The following is a 15,565-nucleotide window of genomic DNA, read 5'->3' on the forward strand; positions in this document are numbered from 1 at the left end:
GATTTCCCAGGAACGCCCGCCCATCCCGGCCGCGTGCCGGGGTGGGCGGCTTGGTGTCGGGAGCTTTGGTGTTGGGAGCTTTGGTGTTGGGAGCTTTGGTGTCGGGAGCTGAGGCGGCGTGCGCGCCGGGCGGCGTCGGCGTGTATGTCTGATAGCCATGGGACAAAGAACGTTTTATCCGCCTATTGAGCCGTACGAGACCGGGATGCTCGATGTGGGCGACGGGAACGAGATCTATTGGGAGGCCAGCGGCAACCCCGACGGCAAACCTGTCGTCTTCCTCCATGGCGGTCCCGGTGGCGGGTCGTTACCGCCGCAGCGGCGGTTCTTCGATCCCGAGGCGTACCGCATCGTCCTGTTCGACCAGCGCAACTGCGGGCGCAGCCGACCACACGCGGCCGACCCCGGGGCGTCGCTGGAGACCAACACGACCTGGCACCTCGTGGCGGACATTGAGCGGCTCAGGCAGCACCTCGGCATCGAGCGCTGGCAGGTGTTCGGCGGCTCGTGGGGGTCGACGCTCGCGCTGGCCTACGCGCGGCGGCACCCGGAGCGGGTGAGCGAGCTGGTGCTGCGCGGCGTCTACCTGGCGAGCAAGGCCGATGACGCGTGGGCGTTCACCGGCACCGGGTCGGCCCGGCTGTTCCCGCGGGAGTGGGCGGCCTTCCGCGGCTTCATCCCGGAGGCGGAGCGGAACGACCTGGTCGCCGCCTACCATCGCCGGTTGTCCGACCCGGACCCGGAGGTGCACGTACCGGCCGCACGGGCCTGGGCGGCCTGGGAGCTGTCGGCGAACACCCTGCTCCCCGCCCCGCCGCCCCCTCTGGACGACCGGGAGCTGGTGGGCTTCTCCCGCATCGAGGCGCACTACTTCAGCCAGGGGTGCTTCCTGCGGGAGGGCGAACTGCTCGACGTGGCCGCGATCCGGCACATCCCGTGCGTGATCGTGAACGGCCGCTATGACATGAAGACGCCGCCGGACGCGGCGTTGGACCTGCATCTGGCCTGGCCGGAGGCGGAGCTGCGAATCGTCGAGGACGCCGGCCACGCGGGCGCCGAGCCCGGCACGCTGCACGAGCTCATCGCGGCCACGGACGGCTACCGCCCCGCCTCCCTCGTTTAGGCAGATGATGCCGATGTTCCCGGCCCGCATCTGTCTCGCGGGCCGGGAACATCGGCATCATGGGCCCGCCGTCAACGCGGCGGGCTATTGCGGATGATCAGCTCTTGGTGCTGATCAGCTCTTGGTGCGTCGGGCGAGCCAGGCGGCCTCGTACCGGTCGATCGCCGAGCCCAGTTGGGCCAGCTTCTCGGTGAAGGCGACCGGGTAGATGCCGGGCTCGGTCGCCGGCCGGTTGGCGTCCACGTACTGGGTGCCGAGGTTGGTGAAGGCCACGACGACGTAGTGGCGGCCGGCCTTGCCCGGCAGGGACCGTACGATGCCGGCGTCAGCTCCCGAGTTGCCGACCCAGCCGGTCTTGTGCGCGAAGGTGACCTGCGCCTGCTTGTTGCAGGGCCGGACGTCCTTGCCGAACTTGTTGCCCTCGACCGTCACCGTGCCGTCGGCGGCCACCCACCGCGAAGCCACCCGCTGCGGGATGCCCGCGGCCGGGTACGCGCTACCGCACCGGTTGGTGGTGGAGAGCATGTCGTTGAAGCCCTGCTCGCCGAGCAGCTTCTTGAAGACCTGGCGGGAGGTGGGGCTCAGCACCGCGCCGGTGACCGGTGAACCGTTGGGGGCGGTCCACGCCGTGCCCTGTACGCCATCGACCAGCGCGAGCAGCTTGGCCGTGTCCAACGAGTTCATCGTGACCGGGTTGGACCAGCGGCCGCCGTTGGCGGGGTTGGTGTTCTTCAGCTGCATGGTCTCCAGGCCCAGGTCCTGGAAGGTCTGGTTGAGCTCGTCCACCGCGCCCTTGTCGTGCAGCAGCTTCACCAGCGCACAGGACGCGGCGTTGGAGGAGGAGGTGATCGAGGCGTCCATGTAGGCGCTGATGGTGTTGCTCGACGGTCCACCGCACAGTGAGCTGACCGTGGTCGGCTGGTAGTCGTAGGTGTCGTCAAGCTTGATCACGCCCTTGTCCACCAGGCGCAGCACCCCGAAGTTGACCATCAGCTTCAGGACGGAGGCCGGGTAGGGGAGCATGAAGTCGATGGGCGCGTTCTCCCGGCCCGGCACGATGTCGATGGTGCCTTTGCCCTGGTTGGCGTACCATCCGGCGTCGTCCCACTGCCGCCAGCGCACCTGATCGGTGTGGAAGTTCTGGTCCACCGGCACGACGATCCCGTTCGGATACTGCGGGCTCATCAGGACCGTGCCGGATGAGACCAGCTGCCCTCGCCGGTCCAGTTCCAGTACGGTCACGTCGAGTTGCGGCTGCTGGACGATGGGTTTGGGGTCGGCCGCATTGGCGAACAACCGGGCGTAGTCGGCGGCCGTCTTCGCGTCCTTGTCGACCCCGTTGGAAAGCGTCCGAGCCTGCGGGGATGCCGGCGGCGCCAGGTCGAGGACCTGCTCGAAGCGCAGACCGTTCATGGTGTCCCGCAGGAAGGCGGCGACGCCGCCGCCATCGGTGGTGGCCTGGGCCGGCGGCGTCACCGCGGCTAACAGCACCGAGGCAGTGGACAGTGCGACCACGGCACGACTCGTTCTGGTGCGGAAAATAGACACGATCTGTAATCCTCCTTGGCAGACGTTTCCCGATGAGGGAGTTCAGGTCTGTGTGGGCTGGTGACGCGGACTTCGAACGCGGCGAAGAATCGGCCCGGTTCATGGAAAGGACACCCAAAAGGGGCAGCCGTCACCCTGCAGCCCCCGTTGCAGGTTCGTGACCTTAACACAGTCTGGATCTTGATTCCGGGCTTCCGGTGCCTTCCCTCAGATCTCCTGCGGGATATCGATACGAATCAGATCGGTGATCGCGGGCGGCTTCCCGGGATAAGCGCCGGTAAGCACGCACGATCAGCGGTGGGAGTGAATCAGCCGCTTGCTCATTGGACCAGGCGAGTAAGGCGGCTCCCCGGCCCGACCCACTCAGCGGCATCGACGGTTTCCGATGACACCAGGAGAACGTCACCGAGCAGCGACCGGGCCAAGGCGAGGGGCCGACCGATATCCGCCCCCGGACGCTTCGCGGCCATTCCCAAGACCACGCGCATGAGAGCCCCCAACAGAATGATCTTTGCTGCGCTTTGATCTCCGGCGAGAGGACCCCTGGTGGCGCGAGCGAAGCCGCGTCGACGGGCGTCTGCCGGGCCGTGCCCCCGATCGACCCAAGGCGGCCGCGGCCATGCTTGAGCTCATGCGTACCTCTCCATCGCCTGGATCCTCGTCAGTAATTGCCGCGAAGCAGCCTTCGAGTTCACGCCGTGGCAGCGCGCAAGGATGGAGTGGAGGGTGGAGGCGCAGTCGAGCGCCTCGTTGGGCATCCGTCGGTTGGGCCGTTCATACCGCCCTCATCGCGCCCTCACCCGCACAGGCAGAAGCGTCGGCTTTGGTCGACATCTCTGCCCACACCACGCGCCGCCCCAGGCCACCGTCGCGCACGCCCCATGCGACCGCGAACATCTCTACTATCTGCAGGCCCCTCCCCCCACAGTCATCGGCGCCTGCCGTACGTGCCCGAGGGACGGTGGCCGCCCCCTCGTCGAGGACCTCGATGTAGGCCATTTCGGCACCTACAGCGGCGACCTTCACCGCGACCAGGCCCCCCGGTCGACTGGACGCGGTGTGCGCCACGGCATTCGTGATCAGTTCACTGGTTACCAGCCGCACGTCGGCCACGTCCTCATGGCCTGCGGCCGTCAGAATGTCCGCCACGCATCGACGAGCCAGCGGCACCGAAGACTTCACTCCCGGCAACACGATCTCGCCCAGAAACAACCCGCTCATTGCCCCGCCTCTCCAGATCGGTCCAACCGCAAAAGACACCCGCCCGCCAACACCCAGCGCGAATCCCTTGTTGAGCCCTGCGCCACCTTTGCCTGGGGTTGTTGAGAGCGCTAGACGGCTTCCCTTCGGCTCCGGTGGTCGCGACACGGAGCTTTCGACGAGTTCTCCGCTGCGGCCGTCACAGACCGTACGGGTGCGGAATCCTTGAGCTGATGGTGCTCGCACAACAAGGCGCATGTAAAGCGTTCTCTCGGAACAGTTCCAAAGAACGTTGTTCCAAGCAGCTGACATTTGTCGACATACGAGGTGAGATCGTGACAAGCAGATTGTCCTCTCCGACGGTTCGCCGGAGGCGACTCGGCGCCGAACTCAAGGCGCTGCGAATCGCCGCCGGCCTGAATCGCGACCAGGCCGCGGAGCATCTCGGAGTAGCGCCAAGCACTATCACAAAGGTGGAAAACGCGACTTCTGCCGCGCGCCCCGCCGATGTCGCTATGCTCATCGACTTCTACGGAGTCGATGAGGAACGCAAGGAATTCCTTATTACGCTAGCCCGCGAGGCACGTCAGCGCGGCTGGTGGCAGGCTCACAAGAAGGCGATCCGGCCGTGGTTCGAGACCTTCGTCGGGCTGGAGTCCGCAGCGATCGAGTTGAGACCGTACGACTCCGAACTGATCCCCGGCCTCCTACAGACGGCCGACTACTACCGGGCCCACCTCAGTACGACGCCCGTCACCTTCACGGCCGAAGAGATCGAGCAGAAGGTGGCCTTCCGCCTCGCCCGCCAAGAGCAGTTGGCCGATCCCGCCGGACTTCGGCTGTGGTCGATCATCAATGAAGCGTGCATCCGACGCATGGTGGGCGGCAGCGCCACGATGAAGGCCCAGCTGAGGCACTTGATCACGGCCACCGAACGTCCCAACATCACGCTGCAGATCCTGCCGTTCTCCGCCGGTTCCCACCCCGCCATGGACGGGAGCTTCGTGATCATCGAGTTCCCCGAGCGGACGTCTCCTGATGTGATTTATCTGGAGAGCCAGACAGACGCCCGTTATCTGGAGGAAGCAGACGTCGTTGACCGATATAACGTGGCTTTTAACCACCTTCGAGCTAAGGCGCTGGACCCCGGCGAGAGTCTGCGACTGCTCATCCAGGCGGAAAAGGATCTCTGACGCACACATCAAGCGAAGGAGCAGGCATGGAGATCGACCTGTCAGAGGTGCGTTGGCGCAGGCCGAAGCGAAGCAACGCCGATGGAAACTGCTTCGAGGCAGGACTTGTCCACGTGCCCGTCAGCGCGGGCTTGCACAAACACGGCCATCTGATCGTCATTCGCGACAGCAAGGACCCCGACGGCCCGAAGCTGTATTTCGACAAGGCCGAGTTCGCTGCCCTTGTACTCGGCATGCAGGACGGCGAGTACACCGACCTGATCGCTGTCTGACTGGATGAGGTCGGCTGTTTAGGGGGCCATTCGCATGGCGCCCGGCCCTCCCTTTCTTGCCTTTTGAGGGAGGACTTTTGCCTTCTGCCCCAAACGTCAGAATCTTGGAACCGTTCCCAAGGAACTTTTTTCAACGAACGGATTGCGAGTGGCGCAGCCTCTCTCTACGGTGAAGGCGTCCGTCTCCCAGACGCGAGGTTTCCTCCTCTGGAACCCCCGACGCTGGGCTGCCAATGCGGATTTCACCGCTAAACACGCACCCGCGCTAGTTCGGAGGCTTCATGCGCCAGTCCCCCAACGCTCCCGCGAACCAGAGCTCCGTTCCCTGGGGTGTGAGCCGGATGGCTCCTTTTCCATTCCGAGGCGAAGAGCCCCACTACCGCGTCAGCATCGACCCTGCCACTCAGAAGGGCGTGTACCTCGATCCGGTGACCAACCAGCCGATCGAGGCCGCTGGCAAGCATGGCTCCAACGTGCAGCAGGCCACAGCTACCGCACCACCCACTCCCGATGGCGACGGCAGTACGGACGGCGGTGGCAAGCCGGACTCCACGACGGACTGGGTATCGGACTGATGCGAGTCCCTGCCCCGGTCTTGGTGGTCGCCTGTCTGGATGACCCCACCACCGACCTGGTGCTGGGCGAACTGCACAACCGGGACGTGCCGGTCGTGCGGTTCGATCCCGGCGCCGACTTCCCACGCCACGCCACACTGGAGACCTTCATCGACGGCACAGGCATGAAGGGCTCCCTCGGCACCCAGACACGCCACCTCGATCTGGCCGATATCCGCGCTGTCTACTGGCGTCAGCCAACGCCTTATCGGCGACCGCAGGATCTCGACAAGTACACAGGAGCCTGGGTAACAGACCAGTCCCGTTTCGGCCTGGGCGGTGTCTTGGCCGCGCTGCCTGGAGCCTTCTACCTCAACCACCCCTGGCGCAATCGCGACGCCGAGCACAAGCCCGTCCAACTCGCCACCGCCGCCGCATGCGGGCTGACGATTCCTTCCACTCTGATCACTAACCGGCTCGACAGCGCCCGTACGTTCGCTTCGCAGATGGATGGTGTGGTCTACAAACCGCTATGGTCAACCCCCTACCGGAACGCTGACGGAGAGGCCCGGACCGTTTGGGCGGATGTCATCGACCCCATCACCCTGGACGAGAGCGTCTGCGCGGCGGCGCACCTGTTCCAGCAGCGGGTGGACAAGGTCGCGGACGTACGCGTGACCATGGTGGGCGACCAGGTGTTCCCTGTCCGCATCGACGGAGCTCCTGGCCTGGACTGGCGCCACGACTACCCCTCTCTGACCTACCAGGTCGTCGAGGTGCCGACCTCCGTGATCAAGGGCATGCGCACCTACCTCAACGCCTTCGGGCTCGGCTTCGGAGCCTTCGACTTCTCCCTGACCCACGACGGCCAATGGGTTTTCCTGGAGTGCAACCCCAACGGCCAGTGGGCCTGGTTCGATGAGCCCATCCCGCAGCGGATCGCCAGCGCGATAGCCGACCATCTGACCCATCCGAGGAGGCCTTCGTGAGCGTCACAGCCGCCCAACTCCGGCAGGAACTGGCCGAACTCCTGGTCGCCAAGGGATCCCTCACCGACGCCCGTTGGGCGGAGGCGGTCAAGGCCGTGCCACGCGAGCTGCTCCTGGGAGAAGCCCTATTCCGGCCCGCCGACGGCGCGAACGGGACGGAATGGGAGCCGGTCCAGCGAGCGAGGACGTCCCACGAACGGTGGCTGCGCATGGCCTACGAGAACCGGACATGGGTCACGCAGGTCGAGGGGATCATGGCCGAGACCGCCAGAAGCTCCCTGTCCGGACCACCCACGTCTTCCTCCACCCTGCCCAGCCTGGTCGTACGCATGCTGGAGGCGGCCGAAATCAGCGACGGGGACAAGATTCTGGAGATCGGCACTGGCACCGGCTACTCCACGGCCCTGCTGTGCCAGCGCCTCGGAGATGGCAAGGTGACGTCGATCGAGTACGACCCCGAGGTGGCGGCTCGCGCTAGAACGGCCCTCGCCGCCGCCGGCTACACACCAACGCTGGTCGTAGGTGATGGTCTGGCCGGATACGACAAGAACACCGAATACGACCGACTGATCGCGACTTGCTCCGTCCGATACATTCCGGCTGCGTGGCTGTGGCAGGTGCGCGACGGCGGGACTATCACCGCGCCCTTGTCCGGCTGGATGGGCGGCACGGCTCTCGCGCACCTCACGCTGGCCGACGACGGCACCGCGACCGGACCCTTCCTGGCCGACGAGCTGTCGTTCATGTTCGCCCGGCCCCACGACCGGCCGCCGCGCTCGCACTACCTGATCGGCCTCGGCGAGCAGCGCGAGAGCGTGATCGATCCGCACGTTCTGAACGACCCGACCGGCGTGTTCGTGGCCCAGCTCGGCGCCCCGTCGGCGGAGAAGATGGGGGCGGGCGACCGGATCATCCTCCTGGACGTGGCAACCGGCTCACAGGCCACCACCGAGCCGTCGCCGGACGGAGGTTGGCTGGTACGCCAGCACGGGCCGTTGAAGCTGTGGGATGGCGTCGAAGAGGCGGTCTCGACCTGGGAAGCGGCGGGGAAACCGTCGCGGGCGGGGTACGGCCTCACGGTCACCGGGCAGGGGCAGAAGGTGTGGCTCGGCGATCCCGACGGCCCCTCGTGGCACCTGCCTGCTTGAACGGGGCCCATTCGGGTTCGCGCAACCAGTTCAAAGCAACAGTCGGTCAACGACGCTCTCACCGGAACATTTGTACAAGCTACCGGCGCGCACCAGGGACGACAGTGGGCCCGTGATTATTTCCCTGGGGCTCGATGACCCCGTTGTTTCGCCGACGCCGACCTGCGGTTTCCGCACCGGCAGGCTGATGTGAGCAGCGCGGCACGGCGCCGGCGGCGCCTCTTGATCGCCTCGGCTGTCCTCTTCGTCGTCGTCGGATCGCTTTTCCTGAACGCGGAGGTGGTGACGCGGCAGAGCGCCGAGGCCAGTGGGGATCCGACCCTGCCCCTCAACGGCGGGAACGTCTACGTGCGTCAGGACGGCCCCGCTGATGCCCCGGCACTCGTACTGATCCACGGGCTCGCCGCGTCGACCCGCTCGTGGGACGCGCTCGTTCCGCTGCTGACCAAGTCCCATCGCGTCATCCGGATCGACCTGCTCGGGCATGGCCGCTCGGCCAAGCCGGCCGGCGGTGGCTACGGAATGCCGGAGCAGGGACTCCGGGTCGGTGAGGCAATGGACCGGCTCGGGGTCAAGCACGCCACAGTGGTCGGCCATTCCACCGGCGGCGCGGTCGCCACCGCTCTCGCCGAGCAACGTCCCGACCTGGTGACCTCGCTCGTTCTCATCGACACCGCGCCCCGTTTGGCCGCCGCCGTCTCAGCCGGCGGCGTCGGCGGGCTCTTGTACACCCCCGTCATCGGCCAACTGCTGTGGCGGCTTCGGACCGACAGCCTGATCCGCAACGCCGCGAGCACCGCGTTCAGCCGCCGCGGCTACGAGGTCCCGCAGGCGGTCGTGGACGACGCGCGCGGCATGACCTACCACGCCCTCATCGCGACAACGCAGACCGGCGATGACTATGTGAATCAGCGCGCACTCCCCGATCGGCTGATTCCCCTCGGCAAGCCACTGCTGGTGATCTTCGGTGAGGAAGATCGGAGATGGCGATCCTCCTCCGCCGCCGAATACAGCGCCGTTCCGGGCGCGAAAGTCGAGTTGCTGGCCGGTGTTGGGCACTCGCCCATCATGGAGGATCCGCAGCGGACCGCCGCGCTTCTTCTGGCCTTCACCGCGAGCCACACCGCCCAGGCGCGCTGAACGAGATGATGCCCCCATGGAGGGACCCGGTGCGGGTGGATCTGGCCGATGTGCTCGGCCGTACGTGTATGCCCAACAAAGTTCGCCGAGACTAAGGAGATCGCGATGCCCCACACCAGTTCAGGCATTTACTGGGAGGAACACGGCCAGGGCCCTCTGACCCTTGTCATGCTGCCAGGATTCGGCGCCTCGGCTGATCTCATGACCGGAATCGCGCGACACCTGAGCGTGTTCCGCGTCTTGATCTTCGACTTGCCCGGACATGGTCAGTCCGTACGCGCGCCGGCGGACGGGAGACTGTCCACACTGGCCGCGACCCTGCACGACGCGATCAACGACGCGGGCGTCGACGCCTACTGCCTGGTCGGCTATTCCCTCGGCGGTGCGATCGCGGTGCGTATCGCGCTCGACTACCCGGATGAGGTGCGTGCGCTGGTCGGTGTTGTTCCGTGGAACGCCGCAGGGACGACTGCCGGGGACGAGGTGATCGCCGGCTTCGATGCCGCCTACGGCAACGTCGAGGCCCTCACCCAAGCAGTGGCGGCAATCTCCGTGGACCCGTCGAAGACCTCGAGTCTGACGAGCAGCATGCTGACCGTCACCGAACAGATGTGGCACGGCTGGCTGGCCGACGGTGCGCTGACCAGCCAGGCCGACGAGCTGTCTGAGATACGCATACCGACCTGCTACATACTCGGCGGAAAGGACGTCGTCGTAGATCAAGCCAAGCAACTTGACGACGTGCGACGCATCCCTGGAAGCCGTGCGGTCCTGCTGAGCGAGCTTGGACATCTGTGTGGTCTCGAGATGCCCGACGTCGTCGCGAACGAGATCTCGAACTTCCTGGAGACAGAAATCTCGAACTGCTGCCGGCCATCGGTCGAGAAGAGGATCGGTGTGATGTAGCCGGGCGCCGAGCCGCCCTGAATTCTCAGGTCTGCTTCGCACCCGCCCGTGCCCTGCCGCTGCTACGGGGGTCAACGGTGAGGATCTGCCGCACGACGGCGGCAGCAGAGGGCTACCGCGGTCGCGGCCGCAACGGACATGTGCTGCAAAACGACAAACTCCTTCGCGAGGATGCAAAGGGCCAGGAAAGCGCGCGGACGGGTCACGTGATGATCTGTCGTGCCGTCTCGCCGACGGGCGCTACGGAGGTGTCGTAGTCGCCGAGGACCACCACCGTCCAGTCGGCGTCGGGTAGGCGCCGAGGTGGGTTTCACAGCTCGCTCCGTAACTCGCCCGCCGTCAACCCGATCCACTGTCGGCCGACCGTGTCCCCGCCCCGTCCACGCCGGGTCATGGTTGTGCCACGGCCACAACCGACGATCGCGCCGCCGATGAACGGCGACATGCGGCAGGCAAGGCACGCACATTCAGCCGGCTTCGGCGATCCGACTTGCTCAGTAAGACTTACTAAGCTTTACTGAATACATGGCAAGGAAGAAGCAGGAGCTCGGCCGCTTCACAGACGTGGCGTTGCTGGTGCTCATCAGCTTGGCCGAAGGGCAGAAGCACGGATACCGGATGATCAACGACATCGAGGAGTTCTCAGGGACCGCGCTGGAGCCGGGCACGCTCTACGGGGCGCTAATGCGTCTGGAGGAGCGTGGTTGGATCGAGCCGATTGAGTCGGCGGAGCGGCGCAAGCCGTACCGAATCACCGACGGCGGGCGGGCGGCACTGAGCGAGCAGCTCGCCACGCTGCGGCGCATCGAGCAGGCGGGCGCCAGGCGTACGGAAATCGCTTGGGGGTTGGCATGATGCGGGCCGTGGCCATCGCGATGATCAGCCTTTACCCGAAGGCATGGCGGCAGCGTTACGGCGAGGAGGTCGCCGATCTGATCGAAGCGCGGCCGGCACACGTACGCACGGTGTTCAACCTGGTCGTGGGTGCGGCCGACGCATGGCTCCACCATCGACGCGTTCCGGGGGCCGGGTCCTTGACGGTTCCTCTTGCTACGATCCTGGCCTGCGCGGGAGCCGGCCTCCTGCTCATGTGGAATCCGGGTATGCGCGACGCGGCTGACCTGGCCAGCCTGCACGGCGTGTGGGCCGAGGCTGCCGGCAAAGGCACACTCGCCGAGAAGATGCATGGCCTGGCTCGACTCCTTTATGCCACAGCGGCTACCGCGGCCGTGCTCTCGGTGGTGCCACTGATCTTTACCTGCCTCACAGCGATGCGCCGCTCGGGGGACAGGGTCACGCGGATCATGGCTGGGCGGGTCTTCGTGACGGCCATGCTGCTCGCCCTTCCTGTCGCGATGACCGGCCTGGGCTTCGTGGGCATGGCCTTCCTGGAGATGGGTTATCCCGTCGGGCCGCTCGGCGAGGCGATGGTGGGCGGCTTCCTCGTGCCGATCATCATGGCGATAGTGCTGGCGCTGCCCATGATGGCGGTGGACGTGCCCTCACTCGGGTCATACGTGCGCGGCACCGGCATGATCCTCATGGGGGCGGCCGTCACCAACGTGGTTGCCTGGTTGTGTGTCGCGGTCTTGCTGGTGATGGGGCTGGAGAAGGCGTCGTGGTCGTTCGTGGGGATCATGGCGGGGAGCGCCTTGGTGAGCATGAATATGGCCGCGCTGGTAGTCAGGGGTGCGCTAGGGCGCGGCAGGACCGTACTCAACCGTCTCAATCCCGCTTGAACGGTGGTCTGCGCACCTCGGCTACGTGACGTGCGATACCGGAGACCTCGTGGCCAGCGTAGTCGCGCGGACCCGAGCGGGGGGCATTGCGAGTTCTCAGCACACATGCCCCGTCATGGTCGTCGCCCAGCGCATACCTGCGACCATGTGCTCCAGGTAGCCCGCGTCGCTGACCGTCACCGCAATCTCTGCACAAGGGAGCTTGGCGAAGGAGTGGTCCCTCAGCAGATCCCATACGCCATAGTCATCCAGATCGGCGGGGCCGTCTGGCCCCTCCAGCTCCCGGGGCTCGTTCGGGTGCTTCAGCGCTGCGACCTCACTCAGTAGCGGGACGTTCCGGTAGGGGCTGATGTCGTAGAAGGTGATGATTTCAGCGGCGCGTTGTGAGAACTCCTCGGCGTCGCCGGACGTCGTGACGTTGTGCGAGATTCCGTCATATCCGCTACCGCCGTCCAGCTGGTACACGTCTTTCGCTTTGCGCCTAGGCTCGAGCACGGTCTTGCCGTCGTCCGCGAGCAGGTATCCGTCTTCGGTGACCCGGATGTGCGTTCGTAAAGTTTTGCGAACTCGCCCCTCAAGCGCATGCCTGCCACAACGTTCTTGCCCTCCTCCTCCGCGAAGGGGTATCGGTCTCCGCCGCACTCCTCATCGTCTTCGTTGTGCAGAAACCCGTGGTCCAGGTGCCACCAGGCGTCCACCAGGAGAGACAGAGGGAAGACGGTCTCCTCCGGCACGGACGGAACGTCGGGGTTGATGATGTGCACCGTCCCACAGAGGGTCGAGCCCTCGACCGATTCGACGGACACGGTGAAGATACTTGTCATGCTGGGCGCCCCTTCAGCCGGAAACGGTGGTCACACTTGATCACCAGTCAGTCCGGATAGTAGGCGTCCTTACCGACACTCGTTTCCGGCGTCATACGCGCGAGCCAGAAGGCCGGCTGACTTCTCACGGCCCTCTAGGAGGGTGTGGCGGGACCGCCGGGCCAATCGGCGGGCGTATCCCCAGGTGTCGGGTCATCGAGCGGTGAGTACGTGCGCCCACGGCTCATCAATGTCGGCCAGACCCAGCACGGCGACCACGTTGTCGAGCATTCCGGCGCCGAACCAGCGCCGGACGGCGTCGTCGTCGCCCAGCAGCCGCCGAACGGTGTCAACCTGCTTGGCGTAGCACCGACGCACGGCCTCCCCAACTAGCGGCTCGCCGGCGGCACAGTTCGCGTGCATGAGGAAACGCAGGATGGTCCGGTCCGCAGTGAGCGCGGCGTAGGCGCCGCGCGCCGCGTCCAAAGCCGCCTCGGGCGCCGGCCCGGCCCCACCCGTCACCGGCGAGTGCGCGACCAAGGTTTCGGTCATCACGACGGACACGTGGTCGACCACCGCCGCGAACAGCGCTTCCTTGTTCGGGTACAGGCGATAGAGATACGGCTGAGAGATGCCGACCCGCTCAGCCAACTCGTGCGTCGTCGTACCGTAGAAACCCTTCTGCGCGAAGCAATCCATCGCGGCGGCCACGATGGCTCGACGTCGTTCGTCGCTCTTCGTGCTGGTGCCGGCGGCGGGCATGAACCCTCAACCTCCGAACGTCACGCTGAGCTCAGGGTCGGACGGCACATCGTGGGGCGTGAGTGCCTCGATCGCCACCAGCGGGTTCCAGTAGTCCAGGTAGTGGGTGATGCGCGCGTCGTCATCGGTCCGGACGACGGAGACGCACCTCTGCTCGTACGGCTTGCCGGTCGGCAGTGCGGTGCCCGTCGAGCGGAATTCGGCGATCACGAGGCTCGGATCGACTGTCGGGTGGAACACCAGGTCGACGAACTCTACGTCGAAGGTCTCGGGAAAGTTGCTCATGTGCGCCAGCAGTGCGTCTCGCCCCGTCACCCGTTGAGGCACGCCGACCGGCGCGAACGGGAACTCGAGCACCCCGTCCGGGGCGAACAGCGCCACCCATTCGTCGGTGCGTCCTGCGGCGGTAAGGCGCAGGTGCTCGGCCACGGTGTGCTGGGCAGCGGCGCGGCGGCTGGCGTGGTCTTGCTCGGCTGTCATATCGACTCCTAGGTTAGTAATCGACCAATAACATACCAGCCGCCGCTGCCAGGTCGAGCACTGACAGAAACCCGCGACCGGAGATCGCTAGGCGTCGCGGCGCAGCGTGAACCAGAAGGTCGGCACCGAGTTGGTGCCCGGCGTGACGTCGAGCAGTTCCCAGCCGGGGAACCTGGCGCGGAGTTCGTCGGCTGTGACGCCCGCCGCCCACGAGGTGACCTCGGGGGTCGGATTGCCGAGCGGCTCGGGGCCGTACCCGAACATCAGCAACCGTGCTCCAGGAGCGGCGCGGTGAGTGAGCCCGGCGGCGTAGGCGTCGCGGCGGTGCAGCGGGATCCCGCAGTAGCAGCTCAGGTCGAAGAACAGGTCGAAGGGGCCCGGCACGTCCAGCTCGTCGAGGCGGGTGGCGTCTCCGTGCAGCAGCCGTACCGCCACTCCCGCCTCCGCGGCTTTCTCCCTGGCCTGGTCGACGGCGCGGTCGATCAGGTCGACGGCCGCCACCTCCCAGCCGTGCCGTGCGAGGTAGGTGGCGTTGGTCCCCGTGCCGCAGCCGAGTTCGAGGGCGCGGCCGGGCGGCAGCGCGCCGTGCCCCTCTACCAGGGCGACCAGCTCGGGCGGCGTCACGCCGGTGTCCCACGGTGGCTTGCCGGTGCGGTAGTAGCCCTCCAGTGCGCGGTGTACGGACTCCTCCTCCGGGTCTCGCTGCGTTGAGGCCAGGTCCGGTTCCGGCTTCTGGATGGCGTTGGGCTGGTCCATCGTCTCCTCCAAGAATATAGAGTTGAACTCTAGTGATGTACTCTAGAGATATACTCGCAATATGGACAAAGTCAAGCGGCCGGACAAGCGAGCCGAGCGCTCACGCCGCACCCGGGAAAAGGTCGTCGAGGCGGCTCGCGAGCTGTTCGTCGCGCAGGGTTACGGGGCGACGAGCCTGCAGGAAGTCGCGGACCAGGCGGGCGTGGCCGTCCAGACGGTCTATTTCGTCTTCCGCAACAAGCGCACGCTGTTCAAGGACGTCGTCGACACATCCATCGCCGGGGATACCGAGCCGGTCGCCACCATGGATCGTGAGTGGTTTCGCGCCGCGTGCGCCGAGCCCACCGCAGCCGGGCAATTGCGCGCGCACGTCCACGGCACCCGCGAGATCCTGGGCCGGGTCGCCCCGATCATGCCGCTGATCGCGGCTGCCGCGGCCACCGACCCTGAGATCGCCGCACAGTGGCCGGACGGCCCCGACCCGCGTTACATCGTGCAGTACGCAGCGGCCGAAGCCCTGGCCCGCAAGCCCGACACCCGTCCCGGCCTGTCCATCGAGATGGCGGCGGACCTGCTGTTCGGCCTGCTCAGCCCACAGCTCTACCTGATCTTCGTCCGCGACCGCGACTGGTCACCGGACACGTGGGAAGAGTGGGCCCGCACCGCCTTGACCTCCCAACTCTGTGTCGACCCCGGCTAAGCGGACGGACGTCACGATGGTCCTCCAGCCCGCAATGCCGGTGGCCGACCACCTGGCCGGCCTCCCGCGGGCCGGGTCGGACAACCTGGCCGACACCCATACCGGGCCTGCGCCGACCAGATCACCCCGGCCACCCAAGCCCCGGGGCCGGTAGGCCGACCACGACAAACAAAACTCCGACCCCGTCCCGACGACGCCCTACCCTGGGTCTTCTTTGGCCGACGGGGCACAGCGCCACTGGCTTTGTCCAGA

17 protein-coding genes are annotated in these 15,565 nt (G+C 66.4%); 11 read left to right on the top strand and 6 right to left on the bottom strand.

Translation table 11 applies throughout. The annotated features are described in order from the left end of the window. Positions 1 to 157 precede the first annotated feature (157 nt). The gene (gene pip, locus AB0L53_RS13305; RefSeq protein WP_363993146.1) at positions 158 to 1,123 is read left to right on the top strand and encodes a prolyl aminopeptidase; all 966 of its coding nucleotides are present in this window, start codon (positions 158 to 160) and stop codon (positions 1,121 to 1,123) included. Between the two features lie 114 nt (positions 1,124 to 1,237). Here pip and AB0L53_RS13310 read toward each other — a convergent pair whose 3' ends face one another. Next, positions 1,238 to 2,671 (bottom strand): serine hydrolase, encoded by a 1,434-nt coding sequence (locus AB0L53_RS13310; RefSeq protein ID WP_363993147.1) that lies wholly within the window; start codon positions 2,669 to 2,671, stop codon positions 1,238 to 1,240. Between the two features lie 774 nt (positions 2,672 to 3,445). Continuing rightward, positions 3,446 to 3,892 carry an ATP-binding protein gene (locus AB0L53_RS13315; protein WP_363993148.1) on the bottom strand — a complete coding sequence of 149 codons (447 nt, stop codon included), beginning with the start codon at positions 3,890 to 3,892 and terminating at the stop codon, positions 3,446 to 3,448. Positions 3,893 to 4,206: 314 nt separating this feature from the next. Between AB0L53_RS13315 and AB0L53_RS13320 the strand changes: the two genes are divergently transcribed. From AB0L53_RS13320 to AB0L53_RS13360, 9 genes are all read left to right on the top strand, one after another. After that, a complete protein-coding gene (locus AB0L53_RS13320) occupies positions 4,207 to 5,064 on the top strand; it encodes a helix-turn-helix transcriptional regulator (protein ID WP_363993149.1) in 858 nt (285 codons plus the stop codon). A 26-nt stretch (positions 5,065 to 5,090) separates the two neighbouring features. Next, on the top strand, positions 5,091 to 5,336 hold the full coding sequence (locus AB0L53_RS13325; protein WP_363993150.1) for a DUF397 domain-containing protein: 246 nt from the start codon (positions 5,091 to 5,093) through the stop codon (positions 5,334 to 5,336). 281 nt (positions 5,337 to 5,617) lie between these two features. Next, complete coding sequence (gene tgmA / locus AB0L53_RS13330; protein ID WP_363993151.1) at positions 5,618 to 5,911, top strand: putative ATP-grasp-modified RiPP; 294 nt, start codon at positions 5,618 to 5,620, stop codon at positions 5,909 to 5,911. After that, positions 5,911 to 6,879 (top strand): ATP-grasp ribosomal peptide maturase, encoded by a 969-nt coding sequence (gene tgmB, locus AB0L53_RS13335; protein ID WP_363993152.1) that lies wholly within the window; start codon positions 5,911 to 5,913, stop codon positions 6,877 to 6,879. Before tgmA ends, tgmB begins: the two co-directional genes overlap by 1 nt. Beyond that, a complete protein-coding gene (tgmC, locus tag AB0L53_RS13340; protein WP_363993153.1) occupies positions 6,876 to 8,027 on the top strand; it encodes an ATP-grasp peptide maturase system methyltransferase in 1,152 nt (383 codons plus the stop codon). Before tgmB ends, tgmC begins: the two co-directional genes overlap by 4 nt. 189 nt (positions 8,028 to 8,216) lie before the next feature. Then, positions 8,217 to 9,167, top strand: a complete 951-nt coding sequence (locus AB0L53_RS13345; RefSeq protein WP_363993154.1) for an alpha/beta fold hydrolase — start codon at positions 8,217 to 8,219, stop codon at positions 9,165 to 9,167. A 105-nt stretch (positions 9,168 to 9,272) separates the two neighbouring features. After that, positions 9,273 to 10,073 (top strand): alpha/beta hydrolase, encoded by an 801-nt coding sequence (locus AB0L53_RS13350; RefSeq protein ID WP_363993155.1) that lies wholly within the window; start codon positions 9,273 to 9,275, stop codon positions 10,071 to 10,073. A gap of 525 nt (positions 10,074 to 10,598) precedes the next feature. Further along, positions 10,599 to 10,928 carry a helix-turn-helix transcriptional regulator gene (locus tag AB0L53_RS13355; protein WP_363993156.1) on the top strand — a complete coding sequence of 110 codons (330 nt, stop codon included), beginning with the start codon at positions 10,599 to 10,601 and terminating at the stop codon, positions 10,926 to 10,928. An 8-nt stretch (positions 10,929 to 10,936) separates the two neighbouring features. After that, positions 10,937 to 11,812 carry a hypothetical protein gene (locus AB0L53_RS13360; protein WP_363993157.1) on the top strand — a complete coding sequence of 292 codons (876 nt, stop codon included), beginning with the start codon at positions 10,937 to 10,939 and terminating at the stop codon, positions 11,810 to 11,812. 96 nt (positions 11,813 to 11,908) lie between these two features. On the opposite strand, the gene AB0L53_RS13365 is transcribed toward AB0L53_RS13360, so the two are convergent. The 4 genes from AB0L53_RS13365 to AB0L53_RS13380 form a co-directional block, all read right to left on the bottom strand. Next, complete coding sequence (locus AB0L53_RS13365; RefSeq protein ID WP_363993158.1) at positions 11,909 to 12,277, bottom strand: hypothetical protein; 369 nt, start codon at positions 12,275 to 12,277, stop codon at positions 11,909 to 11,911. 551 nt (positions 12,278 to 12,828) lie between these two features. Continuing rightward, complete coding sequence (locus tag AB0L53_RS13370) at positions 12,829 to 13,377, bottom strand: TetR/AcrR family transcriptional regulator (protein ID WP_363993159.1); 549 nt, start codon at positions 13,375 to 13,377, stop codon at positions 12,829 to 12,831. A gap of 6 nt (positions 13,378 to 13,383) precedes the next feature. Then, positions 13,384 to 13,857, bottom strand: coding sequence for a nuclear transport factor 2 family protein (locus AB0L53_RS13375; RefSeq protein WP_363993160.1), 474 nt, complete (start codon positions 13,855 to 13,857; stop codon positions 13,384 to 13,386). Between the two features lie 87 nt (positions 13,858 to 13,944). Next, positions 13,945 to 14,613, bottom strand: coding sequence for a class I SAM-dependent methyltransferase (locus tag AB0L53_RS13380; protein ID WP_363993161.1), 669 nt, complete (start codon positions 14,611 to 14,613; stop codon positions 13,945 to 13,947). A 61-nt stretch (positions 14,614 to 14,674) separates the two neighbouring features. Here AB0L53_RS13380 and AB0L53_RS13385 point away from each other — a divergent pair, with 61 nt between their 5' ends. Continuing rightward, a complete protein-coding gene (locus tag AB0L53_RS13385) occupies positions 14,675 to 15,313 on the top strand; it encodes a helix-turn-helix domain-containing protein (protein ID WP_363993162.1) in 639 nt (212 codons plus the stop codon). Positions 15,314 to 15,565: the final 252 nt, after the last annotated feature.

This window comes from Nonomuraea sp. NPDC052129, from assembly GCF_040680095.1.
Taxonomy (GTDB): domain Bacteria; phylum Actinomycetota; class Actinomycetes; order Streptosporangiales; family Streptosporangiaceae; genus Nonomuraea.

What these genes read in the sequence shown, in the direction of transcription:
- pip (WP_363993146.1), top strand. Translation starts at nt 158, where the DNA reads ATGGGACAAAGAACGTTTTATCCGCCTATTGAGCCGTACGAGACCGGG.
- tgmA (WP_363993151.1), top strand. Translation starts at nt 5,618, where the DNA reads ATGCGCCAGTCCCCCAACGCTCCCGCGAACCAGAGCTCCGTTCCCTGG.
- AB0L53_RS13375 (WP_363993160.1), bottom strand. Translation starts at nt 13,857, where the DNA reads ATGACAGCCGAGCAAGACCACGCCAGCCGCCGCGCCGCTGCCCAGCAC.
- AB0L53_RS13370 (WP_363993159.1), bottom strand. Translation starts at nt 13,377, where the DNA reads ATGCCCGCCGCCGGCACCAGCACGAAGAGCGACGAACGACGTCGAGCC.
- AB0L53_RS13315 (WP_363993148.1), bottom strand. Translation starts at nt 3,892, where the DNA reads ATGAGCGGGTTGTTTCTGGGCGAGATCGTGTTGCCGGGAGTGAAGTCT.
- AB0L53_RS13355 (WP_363993156.1), top strand. Translation starts at nt 10,599, where the DNA reads ATGGCAAGGAAGAAGCAGGAGCTCGGCCGCTTCACAGACGTGGCGTTG.
- AB0L53_RS13385 (WP_363993162.1), top strand. Translation starts at nt 14,675, where the DNA reads ATGGACAAAGTCAAGCGGCCGGACAAGCGAGCCGAGCGCTCACGCCGC.
- AB0L53_RS13380 (WP_363993161.1), bottom strand. Translation starts at nt 14,613, where the DNA reads ATGGACCAGCCCAACGCCATCCAGAAGCCGGAACCGGACCTGGCCTCA.
- AB0L53_RS13325 (WP_363993150.1), top strand. Translation starts at nt 5,091, where the DNA reads ATGGAGATCGACCTGTCAGAGGTGCGTTGGCGCAGGCCGAAGCGAAGC.
- AB0L53_RS13350 (WP_363993155.1), top strand. Translation starts at nt 9,273, where the DNA reads ATGCCCCACACCAGTTCAGGCATTTACTGGGAGGAACACGGCCAGGGC.
- tgmB (WP_363993152.1), top strand. Translation starts at nt 5,911, where the DNA reads ATGCGAGTCCCTGCCCCGGTCTTGGTGGTCGCCTGTCTGGATGACCCC.